31 protein-coding genes and 3 pseudogenes are annotated in these 24,624 nt (G+C 40.4%); 13 read left to right on the forward strand and 21 right to left on the reverse strand.

The window, feature by feature from the left end; genetic code table 11:
• Positions 1-57: 57 nt before the first annotated feature.
• The 4 genes from V7K60_RS02400 to V7K60_RS02415 all read right to left on the reverse strand — a co-directional run bounded on the left by V7K60_RS02400 (position 58) and on the right by V7K60_RS02415 (position 3,131).
• Positions 58-756, reverse strand: a complete 699-nt coding sequence (locus tag V7K60_RS02400; protein ID WP_334922630.1) for a hypothetical protein — start codon at positions 754-756, stop codon at positions 58-60.
• Between the two features lie 954 nt (positions 757-1,710).
• Positions 1,711-1,842 carry a hypothetical protein gene (locus V7K60_RS02405; RefSeq protein ID WP_334922631.1) on the reverse strand — a complete coding sequence of 44 codons (132 nt, stop codon included), beginning with the start codon at positions 1,840-1,842 and terminating at the stop codon, positions 1,711-1,713.
• A gap of 84 nt (positions 1,843-1,926) precedes the next feature.
• Positions 1,927-2,199, reverse strand: a complete 273-nt coding sequence (locus V7K60_RS02410; protein ID WP_104909288.1) for a GlsB/YeaQ/YmgE family stress response membrane protein — start codon at positions 2,197-2,199, stop codon at positions 1,927-1,929.
• Positions 2,200-2,630: 431 nt separating this feature from the next.
• Entirely contained in the window at positions 2,631-3,131 is a 501-nt protein-coding gene (locus V7K60_RS02415; protein ID WP_334922633.1) for a DUF4174 domain-containing protein, read from the reverse strand.
• Between the two features lie 31 nt (positions 3,132-3,162).
• Between V7K60_RS02415 and V7K60_RS02420 the strand changes: the two genes are divergently transcribed.
• The gene (locus V7K60_RS02420; RefSeq protein WP_334922635.1) at positions 3,163-3,360 is read left to right on the forward strand and encodes a hypothetical protein; all 198 of its coding nucleotides are present in this window, start codon (positions 3,163-3,165) and stop codon (positions 3,358-3,360) included.
• Between the two features lie 151 nt (positions 3,361-3,511).
• Here V7K60_RS02420 and V7K60_RS02425 read toward each other — a convergent pair whose 3' ends face one another.
• Entirely contained in the window at positions 3,512-4,492 is a 981-nt protein-coding gene (locus V7K60_RS02425; protein ID WP_334922637.1) for an aldo/keto reductase, read from the reverse strand.
• A 615-nt stretch (positions 4,493-5,107) separates the two neighbouring features.
• Here V7K60_RS02425 and V7K60_RS02430 point away from each other — a divergent pair.
• On the forward strand, positions 5,108-5,290 hold the full coding sequence (locus V7K60_RS02430; protein WP_292867934.1) for a hypothetical protein: 183 nt from the start codon (positions 5,108-5,110) through the stop codon (positions 5,288-5,290).
• Positions 5,291-5,372: 82 nt separating this feature from the next.
• Here the strand turns inward: V7K60_RS02430 and V7K60_RS02435 are convergent, their stop codons facing one another.
• Positions 5,373-5,561, reverse strand: coding sequence for a hypothetical protein (locus tag V7K60_RS02435; protein ID WP_334922638.1), 189 nt, complete (start codon positions 5,559-5,561; stop codon positions 5,373-5,375).
• 57 nt (positions 5,562-5,618) lie between these two features.
• On the reverse strand, positions 5,619-5,867 hold the full coding sequence (locus V7K60_RS02440; RefSeq protein ID WP_334922640.1) for an NADPH-dependent FMN reductase: 249 nt from the start codon (positions 5,865-5,867) through the stop codon (positions 5,619-5,621).
• A 63-nt stretch (positions 5,868-5,930) separates the two neighbouring features.
• Here V7K60_RS02440 and V7K60_RS02445 point away from each other — a divergent pair, with 63 nt between their 5' ends.
• The gene (locus tag V7K60_RS02445) at positions 5,931-6,053 is read left to right on the forward strand and encodes a hypothetical protein (RefSeq protein WP_334922641.1); all 123 of its coding nucleotides are present in this window, start codon (positions 5,931-5,933) and stop codon (positions 6,051-6,053) included.
• A gap of 220 nt (positions 6,054-6,273) precedes the next feature.
• On the opposite strand, the gene V7K60_RS02450 is transcribed toward V7K60_RS02445, so the two are convergent.
• Complete coding sequence (locus V7K60_RS02450; RefSeq protein ID WP_334922643.1) at positions 6,274-6,402, reverse strand: hypothetical protein; 129 nt, start codon at positions 6,400-6,402, stop codon at positions 6,274-6,276.
• Between V7K60_RS02450 and V7K60_RS02455 the strand changes: the two genes are divergently transcribed.
• From V7K60_RS02455 to V7K60_RS02475, 5 genes are all read left to right on the forward strand, one after another.
• Positions 6,344-6,724, forward strand: coding sequence for an MFS transporter (locus V7K60_RS02455; RefSeq protein WP_334922753.1), 381 nt, complete (start codon positions 6,344-6,346; stop codon positions 6,722-6,724). The genes V7K60_RS02450 and V7K60_RS02455 overlap by 59 nt on opposite strands.
• A 306-nt stretch (positions 6,725-7,030) precedes the next feature.
• Positions 7,031-8,035 (forward strand): alpha/beta fold hydrolase, encoded by a 1,005-nt coding sequence (locus tag V7K60_RS02460; RefSeq protein WP_334922645.1) that lies wholly within the window; start codon positions 7,031-7,033, stop codon positions 8,033-8,035.
• Positions 8,010-8,132, forward strand: coding sequence for an alpha/beta fold hydrolase (locus V7K60_RS02465; protein WP_334922647.1), 123 nt, complete (start codon positions 8,010-8,012; stop codon positions 8,130-8,132). Before V7K60_RS02460 ends, V7K60_RS02465 begins: the two co-directional genes overlap by 26 nt.
• A gap of 58 nt (positions 8,133-8,190) precedes the next feature.
• On the forward strand, positions 8,191-8,589 hold the full coding sequence (locus tag V7K60_RS02470; RefSeq protein ID WP_334922649.1) for a DUF1304 domain-containing protein: 399 nt from the start codon (positions 8,191-8,193) through the stop codon (positions 8,587-8,589).
• Between the two features lie 174 nt (positions 8,590-8,763).
• Positions 8,764-9,036, forward strand: coding sequence for a Precorrin-3B methylase (locus V7K60_RS02475; RefSeq protein WP_334922651.1), 273 nt, complete (start codon positions 8,764-8,766; stop codon positions 9,034-9,036).
• 23 nt (positions 9,037-9,059) lie between these two features.
• Here V7K60_RS02475 and V7K60_RS02480 read toward each other — a convergent pair whose 3' ends face one another.
• The gene (locus V7K60_RS02480; protein ID WP_334922653.1) at positions 9,060-9,521 is read right to left on the reverse strand and encodes a DUF3592 domain-containing protein; all 462 of its coding nucleotides are present in this window, start codon (positions 9,519-9,521) and stop codon (positions 9,060-9,062) included.
• 226 nt (positions 9,522-9,747) lie between these two features.
• On the opposite strand from V7K60_RS02480, the gene V7K60_RS02485 reads away from it, so the two are divergent.
• On the forward strand, positions 9,748-12,012 hold the full coding sequence (locus V7K60_RS02485; protein WP_334922655.1) for a glycoside hydrolase family 10 protein: 2,265 nt from the start codon (positions 9,748-9,750) through the stop codon (positions 12,010-12,012).
• A 306-nt stretch (positions 12,013-12,318) separates the two neighbouring features.
• Here V7K60_RS02485 and V7K60_RS02490 read toward each other — a convergent pair whose 3' ends face one another.
• On the reverse strand, positions 12,319-12,960 hold the full coding sequence (locus V7K60_RS02490) for a DUF938 domain-containing protein (protein WP_334922657.1): 642 nt from the start codon (positions 12,958-12,960) through the stop codon (positions 12,319-12,321).
• Positions 12,961-12,985: 25 nt separating this feature from the next.
• Between V7K60_RS02490 and V7K60_RS02495 the strand changes: the two genes are divergently transcribed.
• The gene (locus V7K60_RS02495; protein WP_334922659.1) at positions 12,986-13,132 is read left to right on the forward strand and encodes a hypothetical protein; all 147 of its coding nucleotides are present in this window, start codon (positions 12,986-12,988) and stop codon (positions 13,130-13,132) included.
• 153 nt (positions 13,133-13,285) lie between these two features.
• Here V7K60_RS02495 and V7K60_RS02500 read toward each other — a convergent pair whose 3' ends face one another.
• The 7 genes and pseudogenes from V7K60_RS02500 to V7K60_RS02530 all read right to left on the reverse strand — a co-directional run bounded on the left by V7K60_RS02500 (position 13,286) and on the right by V7K60_RS02530 (position 19,408).
• Positions 13,286-13,759 (reverse strand): hypothetical protein, encoded by a 474-nt coding sequence (locus tag V7K60_RS02500; RefSeq protein WP_334922661.1) that lies wholly within the window; start codon positions 13,757-13,759, stop codon positions 13,286-13,288.
• Positions 13,760-13,861: 102 nt separating this feature from the next.
• On the reverse strand, positions 13,862-14,164 hold the full coding sequence (locus V7K60_RS02505; protein WP_292810531.1) for a hypothetical protein: 303 nt from the start codon (positions 14,162-14,164) through the stop codon (positions 13,862-13,864).
• 408 nt (positions 14,165-14,572) lie between these two features.
• Positions 14,573-14,731, reverse strand: a complete 159-nt coding sequence (locus tag V7K60_RS02510; protein WP_334922663.1) for a hypothetical protein — start codon at positions 14,729-14,731, stop codon at positions 14,573-14,575.
• A 35-nt stretch (positions 14,732-14,766) separates the two neighbouring features.
• A complete protein-coding gene (locus V7K60_RS02515; RefSeq protein WP_334922665.1) occupies positions 14,767-16,170 on the reverse strand; it encodes a glycoside hydrolase 100 family protein in 1,404 nt (467 codons plus the stop codon).
• Positions 16,171-16,231: 61 nt separating this feature from the next.
• Positions 16,232-17,045 (reverse strand): annotated as a pseudogene (locus tag V7K60_RS02520) (SDR family oxidoreductase).
• A gap of 688 nt (positions 17,046-17,733) precedes the next feature.
• On the reverse strand, positions 17,734-18,462 hold the full coding sequence (locus tag V7K60_RS02525; protein WP_334922666.1) for an LCCL domain-containing protein: 729 nt from the start codon (positions 18,460-18,462) through the stop codon (positions 17,734-17,736).
• Positions 18,463-18,979: 517 nt separating this feature from the next.
• Positions 18,980-19,408, reverse strand: a pseudogene (locus V7K60_RS02530) (hypothetical protein).
• 176 nt (positions 19,409-19,584) lie between these two features.
• Here V7K60_RS02530 and V7K60_RS02535 point away from each other — a divergent pair.
• Positions 19,585-19,716 carry a hypothetical protein gene (locus tag V7K60_RS02535; protein ID WP_334922668.1) on the forward strand — a complete coding sequence of 44 codons (132 nt, stop codon included), beginning with the start codon at positions 19,585-19,587 and terminating at the stop codon, positions 19,714-19,716.
• A 40-nt stretch (positions 19,717-19,756) separates the two neighbouring features.
• Here the strand turns inward: V7K60_RS02535 and V7K60_RS35015 are convergent, their stop codons facing one another.
• From V7K60_RS35015 to V7K60_RS02550, 3 genes and pseudogenes are all read right to left on the reverse strand, one after another.
• Positions 19,757-20,179, reverse strand: a complete 423-nt coding sequence (locus tag V7K60_RS35015) for a hypothetical protein (RefSeq protein ID WP_442944327.1) — start codon at positions 20,177-20,179, stop codon at positions 19,757-19,759.
• Positions 20,157-20,851, reverse strand: a pseudogene (locus tag V7K60_RS02545) (IS1 family transposase). The gene V7K60_RS35015 and the pseudogene V7K60_RS02545 overlap by 23 nt, the downstream one beginning before the upstream one ends.
• A gap of 497 nt (positions 20,852-21,348) precedes the next feature.
• Positions 21,349-21,546: an NblA/ycf18 family protein gene (locus tag V7K60_RS02550; protein ID WP_334814899.1), complete on the reverse strand. Its 198-nt coding sequence runs from the start codon at positions 21,544-21,546 to the stop codon at positions 21,349-21,351.
• Positions 21,547-21,811: 265 nt separating this feature from the next.
• On the opposite strand from V7K60_RS02550, the gene V7K60_RS02555 reads away from it, so the two are divergent.
• Complete coding sequence (locus V7K60_RS02555; RefSeq protein ID WP_334922670.1) at positions 21,812-22,609, forward strand: peroxiredoxin-like family protein; 798 nt, start codon at positions 21,812-21,814, stop codon at positions 22,607-22,609.
• 892 nt (positions 22,610-23,501) lie between these two features.
• Positions 23,502-23,906, forward strand: a complete 405-nt coding sequence (locus tag V7K60_RS02560) for a response regulator (protein WP_442944325.1) — start codon at positions 23,502-23,504, stop codon at positions 23,904-23,906.
• A 6-nt stretch (positions 23,907-23,912) separates the two neighbouring features.
• Here V7K60_RS02560 and V7K60_RS02565 read toward each other — a convergent pair whose 3' ends face one another.
• Entirely contained in the window at positions 23,913-24,305 is a 393-nt protein-coding gene (locus V7K60_RS02565) for a DUF6335 family protein (protein ID WP_292783360.1), read from the reverse strand.
• Positions 24,306-24,624: the final 319 nt, after the last annotated feature.

Genomic DNA, 24,624 nt, shown 5'->3' on the forward strand with positions numbered 1-24,624 from the left:
GTTAATTATTCTCCCTCTGCTTCCCCTACTTCCCCTGCTCACTCCCCATTGCCCAATTCAACTCTTAGGTAAATAAATGTTGATCGTGATTCCCGTACCTTTAAGGTTTCCTGATGAGAGTGGGTGATATAAGACCAATGCCCGGTTTGGTTGGTCAAAAAGATACCCACGACGTGTAGGTTTGATCTTCCCTTCCTTAACTAAGGAAACGAAGGCTTGTAGATATCTACGTATACCTTGACGGTTCTCTTTAGTAGTACTCGTATGACGCTCAATCAGCATCATAAAGAAGTCCAAGCTACGATTTTCCTGCCCTTGAATCAGACTCCCTTCATCTAGGAAAGAACTTGCTATGAGCCTGCTATTAACTTGTTTGACCTTAAATAAAGTAAAATAACGTCCCTCTTTTTTAGGATCGTTGGCATAACAGACCCAAGAACCCTCTTTATTTTGTGTAAAACCCTGTTCAGCAAGGTAAGAAAGCAAAGAATTACTTGCTTTAGTTTGTGGTGGAGGTAATAAATCTTCAATGGGATCTAAAGAGCAAATCCTCTGTGTTGTTTTCCGTGGATAAACAGCAGGAGTCTGCTGGGTATTGACGCGAAAGGGCTGTATTGTTTTACGTGGATAAACAGCAGGAGTCTGCTGGGTATTGACGCGAAAGGGCTTGTCATCAGACATTGCCATGCTAGACATTGCAGCCAATGCAGATACTTGGAGAACGATCGCTCCAAACAAACGAACTATGATATTCATGTTTTTCCTGTTACTCTTACTGACTTTGTGAATAATCGAATTTTTACTAGATCGAGATTGATCTAGCAGTCCTAAATTATTTGTTAAATTTAAGTGTTTGCCTGATTTGATCGAGGGTAGCTTAAGTTTTCACTAATCAAATAGGACTTTTATATATAGGTAACTAAGCACAAAGAGAATCAATATCTAAATAAAACACACAATGTTAATGTCTTCTTGGCAGTAAAAATTAGGCTTTTTGATATTTTTACATATACAAAAAACTATTGACATTGTGTCAAAACTTTTCTATTTACTCTTGTCTAATTTTTTGCCATCCTAAGAGGGTTTTATGCCTTTATCGCTGGCTATGATGATTTCTAAAAAAGAGCTTTAGTTAGCTCTTCAGTACCTTATATAAGCAGAGTTTCAAAAGCTCTGTGCTTTGCACGTTAGGGCTTTTGTTGATTTCCTGGGTAGGTTGAATAATTTTTTGTTTTTTGGAGGTAGCACACCTAACTAGCTGTTTCAGCATGGTTACAAATTGATGTATAAAATAATATCTCCCTGACAGTAAGATAATATTACCATGAGCTTGAGACATGCAACAGTATTGTGGACAGTTATCAAAGTTGTACACTGAAAATCGTAACTACCTCTTGATTAAATTTCATCGCAAATAGGTGAGAGGCAAACTGAATATATTTACACACTACTAGTATTTAAGAGCTTAATACTATTGTTAGTAAACCACTACTTATATGTATTCAATGTAACTTTAATTTCAATAAAACACGTATAACTAATAGATTGCGATCGCTAACCCAAGTTTTTAATTATCCTGCCAGACGATATCTATGATGGGCTACGCCTATGCACCAAACAAAGTTAAATTAGATTACAAGTATAAAATTTGCGATTTAGCACGCTGTTGCTGTTGTTGCCACACACCTTATAAGCCTGTAAGGCAGAGATTTACGACTTTTCTAATACCAATTCAAAAAATGTTTGCAACAGATAGGGCATCCAATATAAAATCATAGCCTCAACATTATCAACCTGAATAATGTTGAGGCTATCAGCACGACAAGCAGCAAATTTTGTCAAGAATTGTTGATAAATAAAACTTACGCATTGACAGGTAAGACAAAAAGTGCGTAATTTCTAAATTAGTTAATTCAATTTAATTTATTACAAAGCACTGCGGCTAGTTAACGCATTCCACAAGAAGACTGCAACAATTGCACCCAGAACTGCCACTGCAATACCGGGAATACTCAAAGAGGGAGCCGCTAGAGCAAAGCTTCCTGTACTGAAGAATACACCTAAACTACCACCAATAAAAGCACCAACGATTCCTAATAAAATTGTTGCTAAAATTCCGCCGCCTTGATGACCGGGGTAAATAGCCTTTGCGATCGCACCAGCAATTAGACCTAAAACAATCCAAGCAAGAATATTCATTGTTTTTATTTGATAAACGTTTTCTAGTGACAAATACACAATAGCAATCCAAATATTGACATTCAATCTACCAACAGATGCAATGATCGATAGCCTTGAGGATGAACGCTATTACTTCTTATGATGAATTCCTTTAATTAAAGATAGATAATAAAAAAAAGCTCCTAGTAGGTCTAAAACTAGGAGCTAATAAATTCATTGCTTGATAATTGCAGTATATGCGTTTTTAATGAGTGTTCTCATCTACTTGAAGAATTAAGCTCAGGTTTGAAAGCAGATACTTTTGTAGGTTCGCACTTAAGTTTACTCAACTTGTAGAACTTTGGTGCTGAAAGAGGTTTGTGCTTAAGAATTGGCGTAGCATTTGTAGTAAAGGGCAATTACCTGTACTTGCATTAATGTTAAACAATAAAACCAACTGCTTTACCAATTTATCGTTCTTGCATTTCTTGCTGACGCATGGGCATAGCGTCAATTTGCTCAAAAATTGCTGTCGCTTGCACTGGTGTAGTTTCTTGGCGCTTAACACCACCATCTTTGCCGATCAAAATGACACGAAAATTTTCTCGCTCAACCCCAAAACGATTTCGCAAATTGGCAACAGAAGACTCATCTATTAACTGTCCGTTGGCATAGCTTTTATCTGTTGCCAAAACTTGAACGAGAACTAAATCCCGATCTTTAAAATCGTTTTGGTGCTGGTTAAATACCTGCATCTGTTGCTGATAGTTCTGGTTATCAACAGATGGTGCAAAGAGTAGTAGCACCCGGTTTTGCCATTTTTGAGAATTGAGGTTAAATGAAGACATTTTGATAGTATGGGTTGAACCTTGGACAGTACCAGCAATGCTGACGGGCGATAGGACTATAGATGCAGTGATAGTTAGGGCGATTAATACTGAGTTATTCACTTTGGAGGTTATTAGGCTCATAATGACAATGACATGAACGAGGTTTGATGAAATGTCAGAAGCTTGGACAGACTCTTCTCAACTACAACAGTGGCATCAAGGTATTGAAATGGCTAACCGCAATAACATTTTGTGTCATTGTCGTAATTGTAGTTATGAATGGGTAGACTCTATGATTGATGCAGTTTGTAGTCAATGCGGTAGCAAAGATATTGAACATATCTCGTGCTGGCAGTTTCCAGATGATTGAATGAGTATCCAGATATGTAGTCGATAAAACAGCGATCGCTACTTTTGACATTTCCTCTGAGAATTCTGGGTGATTACTTTGTTAAGCTGCGGTAATATCTGCTTGTGCATCGAAAGCGAAATTTGAAAAAATACTCCAGCACTCAGATAGATCAACGATTAACAGTACTCATGTCAGGATAACGTTCACCTGCTGCCACATTTTTTGGTGCAACTGTTTCAAGTCGATTCAAATCTTGTTCAGTCAGGGTAATTTCAGTAGCTGCAATATTCTCCTCCAAGTAAGTACGGCGTTTTGTACCAGGGATTGGGACAATATCTTCTCCTTGAGCGAATAGCCATGCTAAAGCAAGCTGACTAGAAGTTACTCCTTTTTCGCTAGCGATCGCTTTGACTTGCTCTACTAATTGCAGATTTTTATAAAAATTCTCACCTTGAAAGCGAGGAGAATTTCTTCGATAGTCATCAGGTGCAAGATCGTCAGGGGTAGCGATCGCACCTGATAAAAATCCTCTTCCTAATGGGCTATAGGGAACAAACCCAATTCCTAATTCCCGCACGGTAGGTAAAATTTCATCCTCTGGCTCTCGACTCCAAAGAGAGTATTCTGTTTGCAGTGCAGTAATGGGGTGAACTGCTACAGCCCGTCGAATCGTCGCTGGGGCAGCTTCCGAAAGCCCCAAATAACGCACTTTTCCCAGCTTGACTAACTCTGCCATTGCCCCGACAGTATCTTCAATGGGGACAGTTGGATCTACTCGATGTTGATAATAAAGGTCAATCACTTCCACTCCCAGACGTTTTAGCGAGGCATCACAAGCTTGATGTACATATTCTGGTCTGCCATTAACCCCTTTAAAACCACCATCTTCAGTACGGACATTGCCAAATTTAGTTGCTAAAACTACTCGATCTCGGCGCTCTTTAATTGCTCTGCCTACTAGTTGCTCGTTGGTAAACGGCCCATACATATCAGCAGTATCAAGAAAATTCACTCCGAGTTCTAATGCTCGATGAATTGTAGCGATCGCCTCAATTTCATCCCGACCGCTATAGAACTCAGACATTCCCATGCAACCAAGTCCGATAGTTGAAACTTCTAACCCTTGTTTGCCTAGCTTTCTGGTTCTCATAAAATAATCTTCTACTCAGTAATTGGTCTTAGAATATTACGCCTTTCAGCATTATCCCTTTCCCTTCCATCAAGTCATCTATTATCAGAAGTATTTACTGATATAAGTACGTTGATTTGCGGGTACTTCACATTTATTTTACCAGCAGTGTTAAGACAGCTTTCTAGCCTACACACTTTTACTATGGGTTTTCTAGTAAATTACTAGCCAGTTGTAACGTTCGCGCAGCGTCTCGTAGAGAAGCGATGACCAAACGCTATGAATTGGCTGCTGAGTTATTTTACAGCGTTGGGTCAACAACTGGCGATTTGTGGTTGTTCTGTTCTGTTGATATCTTATTTAAACCGCAAAATATAGAGTTGTGATGCCAAATTGCCAGAACTTTTTAACCTGGCATTGTCACTTCAACTTTTTCTTAGAGGAGAAAGTGGATAGAGTTGACAGCAGTTTGGTTAAATAGCTCCACTAATTCAAGAGACAACTTTTAGCAAGCGTTCGTTAAGCACCCACAATAATGGTCGGTTGTTACACACACCAGTCTGATTGTTATTAGTCAGAATGTAGTGGTGCAATATAATATTGCACTCTAACAAAAGCTAAGTATAGAGGTAAAATATGTTTCCTTTTTGGGGTAATCCATGTTACGGAAGCGAACCCATTTCGCACAAAACTAGCTTAGAGCGGAAATTAAAATTCTTGATTTGGATGCGAGATGATTTAGAGTCAAAACTAGCTGGTATTAATGCTTCTATTAATACCATTCGTCAGCAAATAGAACGTTCCGACTCACCTACTTAGAACTGTAGCTGATACAGCAATTCATCTCATCACCTACCCAATAGGCAGGTGATGAGATGAATTGCAACTGAGTTGACAACTATTAACCAGTCAACTTAATGACACCTTGGCTCACTAGAGATTCAAGCTGAGAATGATGCTGTGTTTGCTCTCGTAGCAACTTGAGTTGCTCGTAACTGAGAATGTGTAATCCTGGGCGGACAACATAACCTTCAATGGTAATGCTTTGTGGCTGCTGGCTGTCGGTGCGGTTGTAGTTAATTGAAGGCATATTTACAAAGGGCAAGTCAGAACTAAGTAGTAGAAGAGAGTTTGATTCTTCACTCTCTTACAGCTTCACACAAGTTTCTTTTAAAGGGTGACTAAGAATTGCGTTTGGCTTCCAGTATTGGAAGAAACTATGGAAGTTATCGCCAAAGATATATAAAAATTCTTCTAGATAGTGATCCATCAGGTTGCTCAACCCTGGTTGAATGGAATGGTTGTACTCTCCTGCAACAACCATAAAACCGTCTGCGGTTCGGATATGTTCTGCCAGTTCTTCCATCTTTCTTTGCAGGAGCCTGACCTTTGCCATATTCTTTATACATCCGGTCTAGATAGCAAAGTCATACTCCTTCGCATCTGCAAAAATCACCTTATGGTTTCTTTGCTTAAGCTGGTCAATCATGAATCTGGCAGCTTTGATGCCCTGGCGATCGCTCCTGTAGGAACCATAGAAGACTATTGTTTTGAATTTCACGATCAATTATATTACCAGTGATTGACACCAAATCATCCCTCAACCTAAAGAGTGCAGCTTGAAATCTACCTTTCTCAATAACTTTTTTGCGATGCCTACAGTGGGCTATGCCTATGGTTTAGCTATTTTATTGTCAAGTCAATCTCTGTGATTAATAGGCGTGAGCTTTCTTCTCTTCTATACACTCTATGCCGTACATCAATATGGGATGGGAGAAGCATCTGTTGGGTTAATTATGACTTTATTGATGATAACACAAACTATTGCTGGGTTGGTTAGGCGATCGCACAGGTTGCAAGTTTATTTGACAAATTGGTTGTGTCGCCTGTGCGTTCAGTTCAGTTTTAGCTTGTTTAGCATCAAATGCCAACTGGTTCTACTTGGTATTTATAGGAGAGGGAATAGGTATGATAGCTCTGCAAAATATTGCTGCGGTAATGACCTTAGAGTTTGGAAACCAACACCAACGACCAGCCTATATTGGTCTTGGTAATACTCTTATTGCCACTGCTAGCATCCTTGCTCCCCTGCTAGGTGGATGGATAGTGGAGAATATTGACTATAGAACTACCTTCTTGGTAGCAGCTATCTGTGCATTAGTTGCAGCACTACTTTTGCAGGTAGGAGTAAGCGATCCACGCTATCTTGAACCAAATTTTAGTAACGATTCAGTTAATGTTTTGCCTGAGTAGTAAGCATTTGATATTAATTTGTAATCCCTAATGCGAATGCGCTAACATGCTGTAGGCTCATGCACCTATCACTAACACACCCCTACTGAAAAGTTGTTAATTAATAAAAATCAGGAGGTAGAGGGAATATTTTTTATTAATAGTTATTTTTGCCAATCTACACTGTTTATCAACTAACTCAGCATTTTTATCACCCCTAAAACACTGTATAAATCATTCTTGGGAGTGAAAGTTGATAATTCTAACTTATGGTATGAAACTAAAAACAGTTAACAAAGCATTGCAAGGTTTAGGCTCATGATATTCATGCCTCATAATTTTCTGCTTGTATGGCTGTTTCAACTGCTGTCTGTTGGGGTACTTGGCGGGGGGATCTACATTCTTTATGAGTGGTATGAACGAGAACTTGTAGGAACGTTCTACTTAGTAGCTGGACTAGTAATGTTTCTGTGGTCTTTTGGCGGTCGTTTTATCAGTTTGCCACTGCTGCGCCGTCCTGGAGGTGAGGAACCCAAGTTTATGCGTAGTAAAACCGTGCAGCGCTTGCTACGTCCAGATGGGAGCGTGTTGCAAGTAGAGTTTTTTGGCCCTGAAGATGGTCAACCAATTATCTTGTCACACGGTTGGGGGCCAAACAGTACTGTATGGTATTATGCTAAACGACAACTAAGCGATCGCTTCCGAGTCATTGTTTGGGATCTACCAGGGTTAGGAAAATCCGCTAAACCGAAAAACAACGATCACTCTATAGAAAAATATGCCCGTGACTTGGAAGCTGTTGTCGCCATAGCAGGGGATGAACCTGTTATCTTGTTGGGACACAGCATGGGCGGAATGATTAACCTGACATTCTGTCGCCTGTTTCCAGAGCAATTGGGGAGTCGAGTTGCTAGCTTAATTCTTGTAGATACTACTTACACCAATCCGGGAAAAACTTGTATCTTTAGCAATGTGGTACGTAAATTGCAGAAACCCCTACTTGAACCTATATTGTACCTAACTATCGTGCTGTGGCCGATTTTTTGGTTGATGACTTGGCTCTCGTATTTGAATGGTTCGCTGTACATCACCGTGGAACTATCTGGATTCACAGGTACTGAAACACGCGGTCAACTCAGTTTTGCAGGTCTATTATCAGCATTGGGTTCGCCTGGTGTTCTGGCTCGTGGCACACTGGCAATGTTCAACTTTGACGAAACAGACACACTTGCAACTATTAACGTTCCTGTATTGGTTATTTGCGGCGCTTCAGATATAGCGACAAAACCTGTGGCGAGCGATCTGCATGAAAGCAGAATTACCTTACTCTGAAAGAGTCACCCTAGAACCAGGCGGACACATGGCATTGATGGAACAAAACCAGCAGTTTGCCGAAGCAGTTAGCACATTTTCTGCTGGCTGCTCATAACTAGGAGGCAGCAGAAGACAGGAGGGAAATATACAAGGCTAAAATTCAGGTAAATTAAATGAAGTTTCTAAGTATTCCTAAGTATTGGATCAACTTTTGTCTGGTTTGGGCTGTAGTTGTTCATCTGTTTTTCCTAATAGCTGAGATGTTTTTGTGGCAAACCTCTTTCGTGCAAGAAACCTTGCTTGGAGGTTTCACAATCGCGCAGAAAGCCGAAATCCTTGCTCACAATGTAGGACTCTACAATGGTTTTCTCAGTGCTGGTGCACTCTGGGGATTACTAGCGATGAATCCTAAAATACCAAAAGTCAAGCCTGCGGTCTTTATTCTGGTGTGTGCATTTGTCGCAGGAATCTACGGCAGCATTAGCTTAGAACGCCCAACAGCTTTTCTACTTCAGTCATTGCCTGGTATTATTGCTCTACCTCTCATCTGGTTGGATAATCATGAGGGATAGCAATGAATTACAGCAGAATTCAGAATTCAGAATGGGCTACGCCCCGCTGCGCTAACAAGTATTCACTACAAGATGAATGCTTCTAAAATATAGAATTTTTGATTGGGATTATTTGCAATTGTCAAGATAAATTTGACTCGCTAGGATGATATTAGCAATTTATAGCATTTGAGTATGACCAAGCAAGACACTCCACTTACGGGAGACGCGCCCATTAAAGAAGTCTGTCGGCGGATTCGAGTAGCCCGCAGCTATTGGGATGCTCACAATAATGCTGCTTGTCGGGGCGAACGCGATCGCGCCTTAGCCCTTTACAACACTCTGACTAAGGAACAAAAAGACCAGATTCCGCAAGTGTTGCGGGTGTGGTTGCGTTACCGGAGTGAGAAATATTTTGGCGCTCACCGAACGCCGCCAAAGTCAGCACGAAAATCAAAATATATCTAATCTCTAACTATCAAATACTATAGTCACTCACCTGAAGACCAGCGTATAGGTAACAGTGTACCCACGCTAAAAACCACAGCTAACCCACCCATACCAAACATTCCCCAAGGTACTAAGCCTTCCAGCGGATTCACCACACGCGCAGTGTTTATGGGTTGTTTAGGAGTGTAACGTACCACCACCATCTGGCCGTTGCTGGAGCGGTAGGACTCATAATTGCCTGTAAAGCGAGTGCGTTTACCGTTGGCTAGAAACTCGATAACTGGCGCATAGGTTTCTTTTTGCTCATTGTTGTTCGTACTGCTGCGATCGCGACGACTGATGCTGTCTACCACCCTACCAGGTGTTTCGTTTAGCGTTGCACCTTCGTGGACGATTATGTTACGTACCCAAAAACCGCCCCCAATGAACAACAATCCAATGGCCAGACCAATACTTGCACTTAGTTTGTCGTCAAAAGTATTTTGGTGAGGTTTGAAATTCATGGGTTTGAGGATGGTACAACAATAAATTTCATCACAGACATCTCGCATTGCCTCAATTAGCCTAACTACAGCTTACATTTGAAACATTTCTCTTTGGCACTACTAACCTTATAACTGCGTCAAATATCTTGCAGCTAAATTACTGCATCAGTTTTCCTGGTGTAGCAATTTAATGTTTTTATAGTATTAAATATAACCAATTAACCTCATTTAGTAAGCAGAAGTAATGACAATTCAGTTTTGGGAAAAAAGTAGAAAAATTAATGCAACTCTAACTAACTTACTATTTAAGCCTGTACACAGACAAGTACTACTAGGTCTAAGCAAGCTACACGTAGCGAGTCAAGAGACATCGCCGTGGCTTTTGAAAAAGCGTCTGCTGCCATTATTATGTCTGATATCATTCTTTCTGGTATTGCTACTCAACAGCTTTGCCCCTGCTGTTGCCCAACTACCTCCTCAACCTCGTCAGGAAATTCGGGGAGTATGGCTAAGTGGTAACGATTTTAGCGTTTTTAGAAATCGTTCACAGGTGCAAGCAGCCATGAGCCAACTGCGGCAGTTAAACTTTAATACTGTTTATCCCGTAGTCTGGAATGATGGTTATACACAATACCCCAGTGCCATCATGCAGAAAATGGGTATTCCCTTTTTCTTCAAGGGAATAGATGGACAAGATGTAATTGCAGACATTATTACTCAAGCCCATAGCCAAGGGTTACTAGCAATACCCTGGTTTGAATTTGGTTTTATGGTTCCTCTAACTTCAGAACTTGCATCACAGCATCCAGATTGGCTAACCCAAAAAGGGGATGGGACTCAAACTTCAATTAGTGCTGCGGGTGAAGTAGCGTGGTTGAATCCCTTTCACCCAGAAGTGCAAAATTTTATCAGGGAACTTGTCGTGGAAGTTATCGCTAAATACGATGCTGATGGCGTTCAATTTGACGACCATACGAGTTTACCTGGGGATTTTGGTTACGATAAGTACACGATAAGTCTATATACTCAAGAAACTGGCAATCCTCCTCCACCCAATCCCCTAGCTCAAGCATGGATAAAATGGCGGGCAGATAAAATTACTGCCTTCATGGTAGACCTTTACCAAACCGTGAAAGCTAGAAAACCGAATGCTATTTTTTCAGTTGCTCCTAATTACTATAATTTCGCCTATAAAATGCAACTGCAAGACTGGCTCAACTGGGTACGGTTGGGTATTGTTGATGAGTTGGTTATGCAGGTGTACCGTAATGATGTGGAAAGTTTTATCGCTCAAATTACCCGTCCAGAAATTTTAGAAACCCAACAAATCATCCCAACTGGTATCGGTATTATGGCGGGGTTACGAAATCGCCCAGTTGCCATACCACAAATCCAATCTCAGGTAGAAGCAGCGCAACAACGCGGTTTAGGTATCGGCTTTTTCTACTACGAAAGCCTTTGGGATATCGCCCCTGAACCAGCAGCGCAACGCCAGTCGGCATTTGCGGCTCTTTTCCCAAATTCAGCATTGCGCGATATCTCGCAAAATATACCCCGCAAGCCAACTTTTAACACCATAAGCTTACCTTTATATCCAAAACCTTCCCTTGGGCAACGTGTTCGCGGCTATTTTTTAGAAGTTGCGATCGCAAATGGTCAACCAAAACGTATTTTATTAGATACAGGGTCAGCAGGACTAAGAGTTCCCAAAGAGTTTTTAGGTAATTCTCCGATCCGAAGAACAGGTCAAAATATCAAGGAAGTATTAAGTGATGGTACTATCCTAGAAGGAGAATTAGTTTACACTAATGTCCGCTTTGGTTTAATTCCCACCGCCGAACCTGTTCCCGTACAGGTTGTTACTAGTCGCCAATGTACTGCCCAAAAACCTAAATGTTCAGCAAATAGTGGTGTACCATTTTTTGGAATTGTCGGTGTTAACTATTTTGAAAAATCACTTCCCTATAACCCGTTGAGAAAATTACCAGGTAATTTGAGTAACGGATTTATCGTCGTTGGCAATGGTGGTAGTAACAACAATGGCAGCCTAATTCTCGGTTTAACTGCTGAGAATCAAGCAGGTTTCAAAATGGCTTCTTGGAGTCAACAATCCGAAATTAATGGTGTACCCGGTAAAAGATGGGACTCTCGACTGAGCAAAGTTTGTTTAACTCTTGCTGGGAGTTCTGCGAAAAATTCGTGTAATAGCAGAGCGATCGCTGATACTGGAACTATTAATGGTTTGACTGAATTCAAGTCAGCTTCTACAGCAGGTAAACTCAAACCAGGAGTGTTAGGGTCAGCAAATGCTGTGAAAGTAGGAATTAATAGCATTTTTGATTACAGTTTGACACCAGGAACCCGTGACGGATTTAATCGCTGGAATTTGAGTATCTCGCCACAGGCAGAACTGACTATATTTGTAAATCCTGGAATTGCCTTGTTTGATAAATACGATGTACTCTTTGACCAAGTTAATGGTAAACAGGGTTTTCGCAGTCGGCGGTGAGAAAAAAGTAAAGACTTGCTTACTCAGATAGCGTTCAATTAACCCAAGATTTACGCAAACATGGCCGAAACCCTGATGTAGAGACGCGATTTATCGCGTCTTGAAAGACCAATTATTTACACCAATAATACCAATTCTCTAAAATGAGGCAACACATTCAAACCCCGAAAGCCATGCCATATCTGACTTTCTTAATTACGAATTACGAATTACGAATTGGTATAACCCTTAACCCAAGCGTATTGTTCTATAAGTACAGCAACAGTTTAAATTACTGTGACTTTTAGCCACAGTAAAAGTCAATCACTAAGTAGAACGTTGAAACACTACCGAAAGATTATTAGCTGGCATTTGGTAAATCTGTTGCAAGATCAGATTTTGTGCCCTAGCTACTGCTATGATATCATCCAAGTTACGCACACCCCACTCTGGGTTTTCAGTGCGTAAATATTCGTCAAAAGCTGCATTACTCGCAGCTGTATGTTCTCCACCTTGTTTGAAGGGGCCATACAAATAGAGGATACCTCCTGCTTTGAGGATACGACCTGCCCCTGCCATTAACCCTAGATAGGCTGACCGAGGTGAAATGTGAATCATATTGATGTTGACGATGGCGACAATTGGCTTCGTATTCAGCCAATCAAATTCACCATTTTCCACAGCCCAAACTGGTTCTGTTACATCTAGTTCAAGCGGTGCATAAACGTTATCACATACATTGTGTTCAGTCCATGAAATAATGCTGGCTCTTGATTGTGGATTTACATCGGTTGGGAGCCACAGATAATCTTTGAGCCTGGATGCAAAAAAGACTGCGTGTTCACCAGTACCACTTGCTATTTCTAAAATAGTGCCGCTCTCCGGCAACACTTGTAAAAGTACTTCTAGAATTGGTTCGCGGTTACGCTGGGTTGCTGGTGCGTATTTTCGTGCGTCTTGTGGTGTCATCTGGATCGTGATATTTATAATTAATATGAATATGAAACTAATGTTGGAATGCATTGCTTTGGAGTGGAATGCCCAACAAAGTCAGATTGAACGGCCGCCAAAAGACGCAGATATAGCAGTTCTCGCTTGGGTGCAGTACAGTTTTGACCTCACTTCCATTCCTCTCTCCTAAAAGGAGAGAGGAATGGAATTTTACTCCCCAACGCTAGAAGGGAAGGGGCTGGGGGTTAGGTCTGTATTCAATGCAATTGAGAACCGCTATAAATACCTTTTGACTACAATTGTTAGTCCGCTTTTAGCGAGAGGCTTTCATTAATTTGGCTCTCTAGCTCAAAAAAAATTTTCCAGAGATTGGATCTTGCTTAAGGGATTGAATAAAATCCTTCAAAGTCATCATGCTGCCTGTTAAGGTGAACTTAGGAGTGCCATTTTGAGCAACGATTCTCACTTCACTGTCTTGGATCTGAATCTTATTTTTAATGCTATCCCATAGAGTATTGAAGCTCTCATCATCCTTACAACCATTGGCTTCAAGGAATTTTTGACGTACTTCTGTTTTTAGTGCCAGTGCTTCTGCTGCTTGAGTACGCGCCTCAAAGTGCTTAACTACATCTTCATAGGCACTTTCTCTCAAAGTTTTGTTTTCGGACTGAACTTGTTCTAACTGAGTTTTGATGGCTTTGAGTTGGGATGCTAAAGCGGCTGATTTTTGATATTCAGCTTTTAAGGCTTGCTTTGCATTGGCTAACAAGCTTTTATAATCTAGCTGATCTTGATCTTGATTTTTTTCAGATTGCATTTTTATCTCTTGATCAACACATATTGGCGATCAACTCTCGTCAGTTATATAACAAAACTGGCGAGAGCTTAGTAAATATTGTCTGTATTATCTAAGTGTCAGCTATTTCACCAATAATGGTGATTCAGAGTGAGGATTCTCCTGAATACTACTCAAACTAGAACTAATGTGGGAGCGGATAGCTCGTTCATAAACACTAGTCTGCTGAGTACGTACCCCTACAGCCTGATATATTAAGTTAACTTCTGGGAACTCAGACCAATACATCAAAAAGATGTCTTTAGCTGGAGTAATAATTTCATAATTATTCTCTTGTCTTTTCTTTCTAAGTTTACAATTATTTAGTTGTAATTTTTGTCTAAATAGTTTTTCAAATTCTGGAATTAAATCTGAAGTAGTTTTCATGGTTAATACACGTTAAAACGTGCTAATTATGCAAAGACTATCTGGTGATATTAGTAAGTATGACACTTCAGACACCTCTTACAATATAGTGTATCAGTTATCGGGTCTTTGAGAAGATTATTCAGAGGCAGGGTCACTTGTTGGCCTACTATCTCATAGAGAAGAGGCTGTGCGATCGCTGGAACCTTTTAATCAGGATTTTTGTGGTACGAATATACTATTTGCTAACTTATACTTACCAAAAGTTTGCCCACTTGTAATGTTGTGTCAGTATAGCTAGTACAGCCGGAAGTTTGCCTATCTTTAACTAGTTGCTCAGAACAACTTGTCTGCCTATTGTCTGCTGAATTGAGATGGTAGCTGGATTTACGCGCCCGCTGTACTAGTTAGCAGAAACACCCTATATAATTACACTACTAAATCATCTTTGGGGTAAAACCTTGCGAGGTATTCACTACCCAATACTGTTTGGTTAAGGCAAGAGACGTGATGAATCGCCACCTCTATAATAATCAGTCTTTCGTCTTGACAGCGATTTATCGCGTCTTTGTGATCTAGAATTTTCATCAAAAAACCTTAACCGAAGCGTATTGATTCACTACCTACAGGCTACAGCCTGGGCCTTCAAGACCCTCTGCAAAACTGATTAATTCCAAGTACTCTGGATTTTCCACAAGCTTTTTAGCAGCTAGTAATCCGGCAATGCTCCAAGTTTGATAAATTCGGGCTTCTTTGCCAATTAAACGACCATTATTGCCATCGTAGTATTCCGGGAATTTATCTCTAAATAAACGCCTTTCGGCAATAGCGATCGCTGCTTGAGCAAGTTCTGTTCGACCTGCTTTCAGTGCCGCAGCAGTAAATAACCACAGTAAAACTGGCCAGTTACCGCCGTTGTGATAAGACCAAGCCCTGTTTTTAGAGTCACATCCTGTTACAATTTTCCACTCTAAACCATCCATTGCGGGAAAGCAAATTTTAACAGGCATATAGCCGATTAAGTCTTGCCAACGTTGGGCGAATAAATTCATAATGCTTTGAGATTCTTTTTCGCTTGCTAACGAAGTTAAGATTGCCATCAGATTTCCCAGCGCAAAAAAGCGAAAATCTATCCGTCCCGGCCCCAAATTTCCCGCTAAATATCCTCCAGTTTCGGGCAACCACTCGGTCAACCAACTAGGAATTGATTCTGAGTTGATGTTGAATTTATTAACAATTTCTTTACCAAATTCGTTATCTTTGTAACGATAGATTTCCCCCAATCGCTTTAAGTCTAGCCAATAATAGTTGCGGATATGATATTTCAAAGATCCCAATCGCCTATTGACTTTGCTAAGGTAGCTATCGCCATCCCCATCTGGTAACAGCAATTCACTAGCAGCCCTCAAAGACGCGTAGAATAAGACCTGAATTTCTAAAGGATGTTCGTAAACTCCCATGCGACGGTCAATCATAAACGCGCCATCAGGAACTAACATTGTTGGATACATGGAAAACCGATGTACTAAGCAAAGATCCAAAATTAGTTTGATTCCAGCTTGAAAATCTGGCTGATGCGCTAGGGAAAAATCGCCTGTAGCTTTTTCATAAGCTCGTAGCAAGAGAATCCACCACATACAAGAATCAATTGGGGGAACACGAGCGATCGCTTGCTCTCCAAAATCAGCGACCAAAAATTCCTCATTTCCCTTAGAATGGACTTTGAAACTGGCAGGCATTAATCCCGCTCCCGGTTCAAAGCAGTCTATCTGCTTTTCATGACTTTGTAATTTCAGTGTTTCTACTAAGAAGTTACGCACAATCTCTGCTTTGCCGTGCATGAGAAACACCAAGGCAGAAGGGACAAAATCGCGGAGGAAGCACTGGTCATAATTGAGTACATCTGACACCCGATCGTGGGCGGCTACAGTCCCAATGGGTTTTCCTTGGTAATAAATTACGGACTCTTCCAATAATTCCCAGGCTTCTGTTTCCATCTGACTGTTCTTATCGATCGCGCTAGTCATGGGCGTTTAATTCCACTAATGGTATGTATCGGCTTAATGTGGAAAGTACGCCAGCCTAACCTCAAGCTGACCAAGATTCCCGGAAGTCAGCATATAGAGTCAATCCATCATCTACAAATAGCGTTTGTCTGGTGATGTAGGCGGCTTCATCCGAAGCTAAAAAAGCTACTGCGGCTGCCATCTCCTCACAGGTGCCAGCACGTCTTATTGGGATGTGACTTTCCACAATTGCCTTTTTTTCAGGATCATCTATCCAGGCTTGATTCATTCGCGTGATCGTTGCTCCGGGGCCAATAGCGTTGACACGAATACCAAGGCTTGCATATTCCAAAGCTAAAGTTTTGGTTAGGTTTCCATCCCGCCTTTGCTAATGGAATAACTGATATACATCGGTCACCCAATAATTTCGTGAACGCTAGAAATATTAACGATCGCTGCCGGACAATTAATAGACAGGAGGTGTTTAATAGTTTTACAGGCGCAGAGATCAGTACCCCGGAGATTGACTGCAATTACCCGAGCAAAGTCTGCTGTAGTAACTTCGTGAGATGGACTCTCTGTTTGAATGCCAGCATTATTAACTAGAATATCTAAACTGCCAAATTCCTTGACTACGGTGTTGACCATCTCAACAATATCTGATTCTTGGGAGATATCCCCCTAAAGCAGCAGCGACTTCACACCACAATTTTCGATATTTCCGCAGGATTTTATTTTTGCAATGCCATCTCTTCCGTGTCTGCCGCGGCTTCAGGGTATGAGCGGTAATTGATAGCGGTGTTGCACCCTTGTTGAGCGAGTCTGATAGCGATCGCCTGACCGATACCTGAAGTTGCACCTGTAATTAAAGCATTCTTTCCTTTTAAGCCTATCATATTTCCTCCCTAAGCTGCCCTTATTTGAATTTGCACTTATCAAAATTTTAAGTTGGCACTGTCAACCCTCAAGGGAGGGAATTTCAAATTTAAAAATAGGTTTTTCATGATTTTGAATTTTTGATCCTATTTGATTTGATAAAATACCTGCTACAGTTAACAATTCAAAATTCAAAATTCAAACATTTTAGATATTTTCAGACGTTCGCGTAGCGTCTCGTAGAGAAGAGAAGTGCCTTCTCCCAAGGGGAGATGCCAAGGGCGATGCGCGGGTTCCCTGCGTTGTGGCAACTTCGGGGGATTTAAACCCCGACTGAAAATGATGCTACCTGTAGAGGTAGGGATCTTAAACCCTTTGATTTCCGATAAATGTATAAGGGCGTACAGTTGTACACCCCTAGAGCCGATTTACTTGTTACAAAAATTGTTAAAAATGGTATGAACCTATCCCACTATTTTAAAAATCTCTACTTCTTTTTGTAAAATGTGCTTGAAATCTTAATTTTTCGTTTTCAGTTCTCAATAAGCTTAAGCTTTGTTGCACAGATATTATTAGTGGGATAGGTTCATTAGTCATAGCGCAAATTCGCTGGCACCTGTTCAAAAACTACTCAAAAAATTGATTTTTATGTTCCAAGGCAAAGCCGTTATCTGCCACAATAATTTTCCAGTCAACTATTGATAGTCATCATCTAACAAAAATAAAACTTCCTCCCCAGCTACCGTAGTTTAGGCTGTTCACTCCATTACGAGTCGTCCCATTGTAAGATCGTGCCCCTGGACGAATTCTAATTTTTACTTGTCCGCCATTTCTAGTTGTGATTAATCCGGCATGTACAGCCGCATTGCAAATTGAGGAATCGTCGGTATAAACGTCAGTGCCCCATACACTGTATGTATAACCATTCGGCGGGCAAATGAATGTGAAATCTTGGTTTAACTGTCCACGTAGATTTGAGGCCGTGCTATTCCATTGCAGTGATCCTGGCGATCGTCTTGAACCAGGGAAAATAAAACTTCCTCCCCAGCTACCGTAGTTTAGGCTGTTCACTCCATTACGAGTCGTCCCATTGTAAGATCGTGCCCCTGGACGAATTCTAATTTTTACTTGTCCGCCATTTCTAGTTGTGATTAATCCGGCATGTACAGCCGCATTGCAAATTGAGGAATCGTCGGTATAAACGTCAGTGCCCCATACACTGTATGTATAACCATTCGGCGGGCAAATGAATGCGAAATCTTGGTTTAACTGTCCACGTAGATTTGAGGCATTATCGCTCCAAGTTATTTGTGGTACTGCGGCTAATTGTGTTGTTCTGTGATGCCACAGTTGTGGAGTCTTTGGAGCTTTGGCTAGCGCAGAATCGACTAATGCTGTTAACGATATTACAAGCGAAACGAAAATCGTTAATCTCACGTCCACACTCCTTTCCTTAAAATCACACAATACCCTTCTGCTTCCAGAGAATACCACGTTCTTTGACCTGGTTTTTAGCGTTATCTTTTTGGGGCAGCGATGTCTACGACGGGCTGCGCCAACGCCTACTATACTTCTATTCCAAAGTTCTATTCTCTGGTTATTTAAAGCTAAGAACATCGAAAGCTGGGTGCGGAGAAACCCGCACGCCCAGATTGAACAGAGAGGTGCGGCGGACAATACCGCCCATCGACTTTACCACATATGTGTGCCCATAATTAATTAAGACAAATATATTTTGGATCTTCATTACTTATTATTATGCTAATTTTCTTTGCGAATACTGTGAAACTATTAATATAGAATAAAAATACACGTTTTTTACTAATATTTTTTGATTTGAGAAGTGATTTAGGGTTTTGACCTTGATTTTGAAGGTAAGTTTTGATATTTAACTAATAATTTGACATAAGCAGGTCTTAAAAAGCCTATATTTTTATCCTTAATCTATAATTATTTAGTATCTGCTACTAGGAAAAAGTAAAATATCTATTACCTCACCTACTACTAAACTCAATACAGCTAGGACAGTTATAACCCAAAATGAATCTAATTTATTGCAGCCAGAAAAGCGCATTTATAAATCAGCTAAAAGCGTAGTGGCTAATGGGATAATAAACAGCTTTAATAATATCAACCAAGTTACCACTAAAGCAATTGATATACTTAAAAATAAGATGACAACTAAAGTTTTTGAGCCAAACTTAACTAAACACTCTAACTAAGAAAAGCTCTTTCGTACTACAGCTATAACTATAGCAACAACAAAAGCTCCTACTAACCAAATGATATGATTAGCAGCAAGATACCATCCCAGGAGAATGTAAGCCAATAAGAGTAATACTAAAGGCATCAAAGGAATCCTGTTAAAAAATTCCATATTCATACTGTCAAGGCTTGTAAAAATACTAGGTTAATCTTTTAATTCTATTCAAAAATTGTTACTACCAAAACTTTTAGATATACCAGCCTTGCTCAGGATATTTCTCTATCTATAGAGCCAATTTTAAAGTCCATTTCAAAGTTCCTCTCCTTTGGGAGAGGGATTTAGGGTGAGGGCTTTTGATTTATGCAAGAAGTCTAATCTATAAACCAATTACCCAAAAGCGCAGCTATTTTATCTCTGGTAAATTTGATCAATTCCAGTGCAATATTCCCTACAGTGCGATCGCAGAGTTGTTCTATGGTGATTAAATCGTGTTATTTTTGATTGCACTAAATGTGAGTAGCAGTGTTAAACATCTGCAATTAGCCTTGCTTTTCTCAAAAAGAATTGGAGTACAGTCTCTTGTTTAGAAATAATATCGGCTCTGCCTTCCATTCCCATTTTAATAGAACATTGTCTGGTTTCTCTACCTAAAGACAGACCTTCAGGTTCAATTGTTACCTCATAGAAGGCCGCAGTAGCTTTGGGAGTAGTTGCAATTGTAGAAGCACCTGTAGCAGCCTGAACTAGCCGCCGCAACTCACCAGCCGGACGCAGATTTGCGTGTGCTTGAACGGTGACTTTATATTTAGTTACAGAGGCGACGGCAATTGCTATTTTCACAGTCACCAATGCAACTATACCACCAATAGTAATCCAATGACCAAGTGGTGAAAGAAAATTGGGCATTGCATAAATGCGGGATGAATCACTCAAATACAGGTATTTCACTATACTTCAAATAATGAAGTAATAATCTAATTGAGTATTTAAGCATATCCACTGATTTTGAATAGCACAGTGTTTGTCGATGTAGTCGTGCTAAGTAATGACGTAAGCGAGTGTTTTCACCTTCTACCCTCATATATGTTTTGCTCACAATATGGTCTCCTGGCTCAATAAAACTGGGATAAACTTTCCACCCATCTGTCACATAGAAATAACATTGCCAATAGAAAACAATGTCCCAAAGGGGTTTAAATGTTTCTGCACTATGATCACCCAGTACCCAAGCCAAAATACCTTCTCTTCGAGAGGCCTCGCCAACACGAAAGTGATTTACTGCTGTCCACAACCAAATTTCGTTTTTTTTGAACCGACAAAAGTTTTCAGTTCATCTAACTCTCCAACTTCTGGTATCTCGTTGATTGGCGGTGCATCTGGGAGTTTTTCGCCAATAAATTACGTTGTATGATAAACTCCCTTGGAAGGCTTGATCGCTCGAAATCCCATGCCATTCACGTATGACCTTAAACAGTCTTGTTTTATTTCATCTGAGTATCCTTTTGGTGGACTATAGGCATCGATAAATTGACGACCACATTTTACACAAATGTGATTTTGCTTACCTCTTCGTTTACCGTTTTTTCTAATCTCAGTAGAATCACAGTATGGACAATACACAGTAGAACACCTCAATTCATCCCATTATTATGCAATGCCAAAAATTAAAATCACTGTGACGCAGACATCAGTTAAATTGGAGTGCAAAGGGACTTACAAAAAATAAAATCAGCTATAAATAGAATAATAATCAATTAAAAACATGGGAAGAGGAGCAGTCAATGGCTACTCCTCCTCCCACCCATAAGTTGTAGTAAATTTAACTTAGATTCAAATTTTTGGGTGCTTGAAGTCCCTTAAGTTTGGACAATAGGGAATTGGTTAATATAACTCGAATGAGTAGCGATGCCTACGGCAACTTCGTTCAGCGATCGCTAATCAATGACTAGTGAGGTACAGATAATCGTAGGGAAAATGGCTGTACCCCTACCCGCGTACTTCTTTTACCTGAAATACGCTGTATATTCCAGCACTTTCCCATACTCCCAGCGACACACCGTTTCTACCAATATTTCTTTGTCGCTGCTAAATTCAAAACATTTATTTGCTTGTATGCTTTAGCCTAAGATTGAGTCTGAATCAAGTTCCCATTGATGTTTGAGCAATTCTTGGTAAGTCATTTCCCGAATTATCATCTGCTTATAGAGCATAAGCAAAAACTCTTGAGCTTGTTCACGAGACATCTGCTGCACTTGGTCAGCAAAAGTTCTAAGGCTAAATTCTTTTTCTAAAGATAATGTAATGGGTTGATTCATCGCAGTGTCAATCGCCCAACTAGGCGAAAACTAAAGGGTCAATGTTGGCAATCTTGAAAAGAAGCGTTCATATCTAGCTGCCGTTAGCAGTAATACACTCATCAAGCGACCTACTGGGTATTCCCTTACTTAGCGGTGTCAAACCTAAATATGAACTTCTGTTAACTAGTATAACAAAATATTTACAAAATTGAGATGATGGCATATTAATGCTTTAGTACATCCTGTGTCACTGATACCCCAAATATCCGAGTAATCATTTGTAATGAATCCTTACACTATCCTTAATCAGACCGGACTTCAGCGTGTTAGTGATGGCATGACCCGACCCCTACTAGAAAATTGCGAGACTGCCTCATATATCCTTATTTTAGTCTGGCCACAACTTGGGGATTTTGATAGTCTTGAATATGCGTGGTGGTTACAGCGCGAAGCTAAAAAATTGTCAAATAAAAAACTCGCTATTCGTGCAGTGGGAATTGGTAATCGCGCCTCTGGAACAAGATTCTGTGAATATACAGGATTTCCACCTGAAAATTTATTTGTTGAACCTAATGGAAAACTACATCACCAACTAAAACTTTATTCAGGTCTCAATCTTCCTCTGGCTGGACTTTCCCCTGCTCAGAAAGCTTGGCTAAATCTAGTGTTAATGTGTGCAGGGTTTGGAAGTCCTGGAACGTTAAGAGAAGTTTTTCGGGGATACAGGGGAGATCGTCAAGCCCCTCAACTTATTGAAGATGATGAAATTATTCAAGGTACTCCTCTACCTGCTTTTCAAGGCTCGTTTTTCCAATTAGCTGGCGGAAGTGGGTTTCAACGTCCCTTTGAATTAGCTACTCTACGGCTACGGAATATGGTAGAAGTTCTCAGCAATTGGTATACTTATGTACCTAATTCTGCCTACTTAACTCAGCGTGGTGGAACTTTTCTGTTTGATACCAAAGGCCAGTTACTTTACGAACATCGAGATCCAGGAATTCTGGGCTTTGCTGCTAATATGAGTCAGCCCCTATCGTTTTTATCCTTAATCGAAACGGATAGCTTTACCTCAACTCACTAATTCTTAATTGCTATTTCAATAATAGACCTCTTGCAAAACAAGTCCCTAACACCCCACCCCCAACCCCTCCCCGCTTGGGGGGCTACGGTGTACACACAAGTCAAATTACCCCCCTTAATCCCCCCGATATATTGGGGGGAAATAAGAAATCTTGTTGCCTCCCCAATACATACGGGGAGGGTTAGGGTGGGGTAAAACTGACGCGAAAAACCAAGTGAGTAAGCTATTTCAGACTTGTATATACACCGTAGGCTTGCGGGGAGGGGAGCGTTTGCTTTACTCAAATGCGGGGTGGGATTCTTTATTTTTGATTTATGCAAGAGGTCTAATATCTAACTCGCATTTAATTTAGTGGGGATTTTAAACCCTCTTGTTCAGACACGACGCTCGAATACTCGCTACTGCTGCGCTATCGTGGACTCGCTCAAAGCGTTGGCGTTCGCGTTAGCGTCTCTGAAAGAGAAGACAAGGCTTTACGCTACGCTATCCGCCAGTCGTACAGAATACCCAACTGAATTCTGCTGAAAATCGAGATAAGTGAGGACTTTCTAATGACGCTTGAATTTCATTTGTGCGAAGTGGTCTTCCAGTAGGAAAATAGATAAAGCAGTAGTAACCATCAAGCTATATGTTTGAAATTATGGTGTTAAATCATTTCTTGTTAAAAGAGCCTGTTTCGGTATCTTATCAACACTCCAAGCACATCAATCTACTTTTGTAAATCCAAAATCTTAAAAGAAGCTCTAATGGGTGTAAAAGTCATAATAATTCGTAATTGATAATGACGCTTACGGACTCGCTAAGGTAATTTGTAGTTGTAATCACTGCTTGCTCTGTACTCTTTTAATTATGAATTACGAATACAGCAAGTAAGGATAAAATGTCATTTATTATGCAAACTTCTGGAACTCTTGCTGGTTTAGATATCTTGGTAGTTGAGGATGATGATGATACTCGCTTTTTTATCACTACTGTCTTGGAAATGGATGGAGCAACAGTTATAGCAGTGATATCAGCAGCAGATGCACACAATGTATTGTCCGAGTTGCAACCCGACGTTTTAATTAGTGATATCGGGTTGCCTGGGGAGGATGGCTACACTTTCATCTCCAAATTCCGTGCGCTTAAACCAAATAATGTTGGACGAGTCCCGGCTATTGCTTTAACAGCTTTTGCTGATAGTGAGGCTCGTATCCGTGCCTTGGAAGCTGGCTTTGACACTCATGTATCTAAACCGGTCGCTCCAGAAGAACTAGTTGAGATAGTGGCTAATTTGGTTGCTTCTTGTCATTGGTAATTATTCTCATCGGTCTTGATAATCTTCAGAAGACTTTGGATCTAACTCCCAGCGATCGCCATCACGATCCTCTAAAATATCGTTGGTATGCAGAAACTCAGAATCAGCCATTTCTAGCCCCACTGCTGCTTCTAAGTCCTCAGTTACATTTTGATCGGGAGTGGAAGTACTACCACCAACTGCTTCATCTCCAACTGCATCTGCATCTTGCCAGTAAGCATCAACATCCCCACCAGTCAATTTCGGACTAGTTTCTGTGTATTCGTCTCTTTCATCCTGCATAGAGCGTCCGCCAATATTGTATCCCGGCAAGTCTTTCACACCAGTACCGTAGGATTCGGTAATCTCTTGCGGCAAATCATTACTTTTAATTTTGTCATTATGATTTTTTTCTGCCATGATACTAGCCCTTTTCTGCATTCTCACAATAACGTTTTCTTGTCACCAATTTGTCTAACTAGAGGTGTATAGCTGACAAAATAATCTATCCCCTGAGAACGACGCTAAACTAGCGATCGCGCCATAAGATTATAGCTAATGAATTCATGTTCAAGGAACTTGTAGTTGGAAGTTATGAGTGAAAATTTTTCAAACCGAAATTATTCATTAGCGAACTTTTTACTCAGAACTCTTTTCTGTTAGGCAAAAATAGGCAAACAAAAATAGAATTTTAATAAGTTTAGCATTTTAATTTGGCATTCAGATTTTTAACTACCTA

The organism is Nostoc sp. (assembly GCF_036917555.1).
Lineage (GTDB): Bacteria > Cyanobacteriota > Cyanobacteriia > Cyanobacteriales > Nostocaceae > Nostoc.

What these genes read in the sequence shown, in the direction of transcription:
- V7K60_RS02400 (WP_334922630.1), bottom strand. Translation starts at nt 756, where the DNA reads ATGAATATCATAGTTCGTTTGTTTGGAGCGATCGTTCTCCAAGTATCT.
- V7K60_RS02410 (WP_104909288.1), bottom strand. Translation starts at nt 2,199, where the DNA reads ATGAATATTCTTGCTTGGATTGTTTTAGGTCTAATTGCTGGTGCGATC.
- V7K60_RS02415 (WP_334922633.1), bottom strand. Translation starts at nt 3,131, where the DNA reads ATGAGCCTAATAACCTCCAAAGTGAATAACTCAGTATTAATCGCCCTA.
- V7K60_RS02420 (WP_334922635.1), top strand. Translation starts at nt 3,163, where the DNA reads ATGTCAGAAGCTTGGACAGACTCTTCTCAACTACAACAGTGGCATCAA.
- V7K60_RS02425 (WP_334922637.1), bottom strand. Translation starts at nt 4,492, where the DNA reads ATGAGAACCAGAAAGCTAGGCAAACAAGGGTTAGAAGTTTCAACTATC.
- V7K60_RS02430 (WP_292867934.1), top strand. Translation starts at nt 5,108, where the DNA reads ATGTTTCCTTTTTGGGGTAATCCATGTTACGGAAGCGAACCCATTTCG.
- V7K60_RS02435 (WP_334922638.1), bottom strand. Translation starts at nt 5,561, where the DNA reads ATGCCTTCAATTAACTACAACCGCACCGACAGCCAGCAGCCACAAAGC.
- V7K60_RS02440 (WP_334922640.1), bottom strand. Translation starts at nt 5,867, where the DNA reads ATGGCAAAGGTCAGGCTCCTGCAAAGAAAGATGGAAGAACTGGCAGAA.
- V7K60_RS02445 (WP_334922641.1), top strand. Translation starts at nt 5,931, where the DNA reads ATGGTTTCTTTGCTTAAGCTGGTCAATCATGAATCTGGCAGCTTTGAT.
- V7K60_RS02460 (WP_334922645.1), top strand. Translation starts at nt 7,031, where the DNA reads ATGCCTCATAATTTTCTGCTTGTATGGCTGTTTCAACTGCTGTCTGTT.
- V7K60_RS02465 (WP_334922647.1), top strand. Translation starts at nt 8,010, where the DNA reads ATGAAAGCAGAATTACCTTACTCTGAAAGAGTCACCCTAGAACCAGGC.
- V7K60_RS02470 (WP_334922649.1), top strand. Translation starts at nt 8,191, where the DNA reads ATGAAGTTTCTAAGTATTCCTAAGTATTGGATCAACTTTTGTCTGGTT.
- V7K60_RS02475 (WP_334922651.1), top strand. Translation starts at nt 8,764, where the DNA reads ATGACCAAGCAAGACACTCCACTTACGGGAGACGCGCCCATTAAAGAA.
- V7K60_RS02480 (WP_334922653.1), bottom strand. Translation starts at nt 9,521, where the DNA reads ATGAATTTCAAACCTCACCAAAATACTTTTGACGACAAACTAAGTGCA.
- V7K60_RS02485 (WP_334922655.1), top strand. Translation starts at nt 9,748, where the DNA reads ATGACAATTCAGTTTTGGGAAAAAAGTAGAAAAATTAATGCAACTCTA.
- V7K60_RS02490 (WP_334922657.1), bottom strand. Translation starts at nt 12,960, where the DNA reads ATGACACCACAAGACGCACGAAAATACGCACCAGCAACCCAGCGTAAC.
- V7K60_RS02495 (WP_334922659.1), top strand. Translation starts at nt 12,986, where the DNA reads ATGAATATGAAACTAATGTTGGAATGCATTGCTTTGGAGTGGAATGCC.
- V7K60_RS02500 (WP_334922661.1), bottom strand. Translation starts at nt 13,759, where the DNA reads ATGCAATCTGAAAAAAATCAAGATCAAGATCAGCTAGATTATAAAAGC.
- V7K60_RS02505 (WP_292810531.1), bottom strand. Translation starts at nt 14,164, where the DNA reads ATGAAAACTACTTCAGATTTAATTCCAGAATTTGAAAAACTATTTAGA.
- V7K60_RS02510 (WP_334922663.1), bottom strand. Translation starts at nt 14,731, where the DNA reads ATGAAAATTCTAGATCACAAAGACGCGATAAATCGCTGTCAAGACGAA.
- V7K60_RS02515 (WP_334922665.1), bottom strand. Translation starts at nt 16,170, where the DNA reads ATGACTAGCGCGATCGATAAGAACAGTCAGATGGAAACAGAAGCCTGG.
- V7K60_RS02550 (WP_334814899.1), bottom strand. Translation starts at nt 21,546, where the DNA reads ATGAATCAACCCATTACATTATCTTTAGAAAAAGAATTTAGCCTTAGA.
- V7K60_RS02555 (WP_334922670.1), top strand. Translation starts at nt 21,812, where the DNA reads ATGAATCCTTACACTATCCTTAATCAGACCGGACTTCAGCGTGTTAGT.
- V7K60_RS02560 (WP_442944325.1), top strand. Translation starts at nt 23,502, where the DNA reads ATGCAAACTTCTGGAACTCTTGCTGGTTTAGATATCTTGGTAGTTGAG.
- V7K60_RS02565 (WP_292783360.1), bottom strand. Translation starts at nt 24,305, where the DNA reads ATGGCAGAAAAAAATCATAATGACAAAATTAAAAGTAATGATTTGCCG.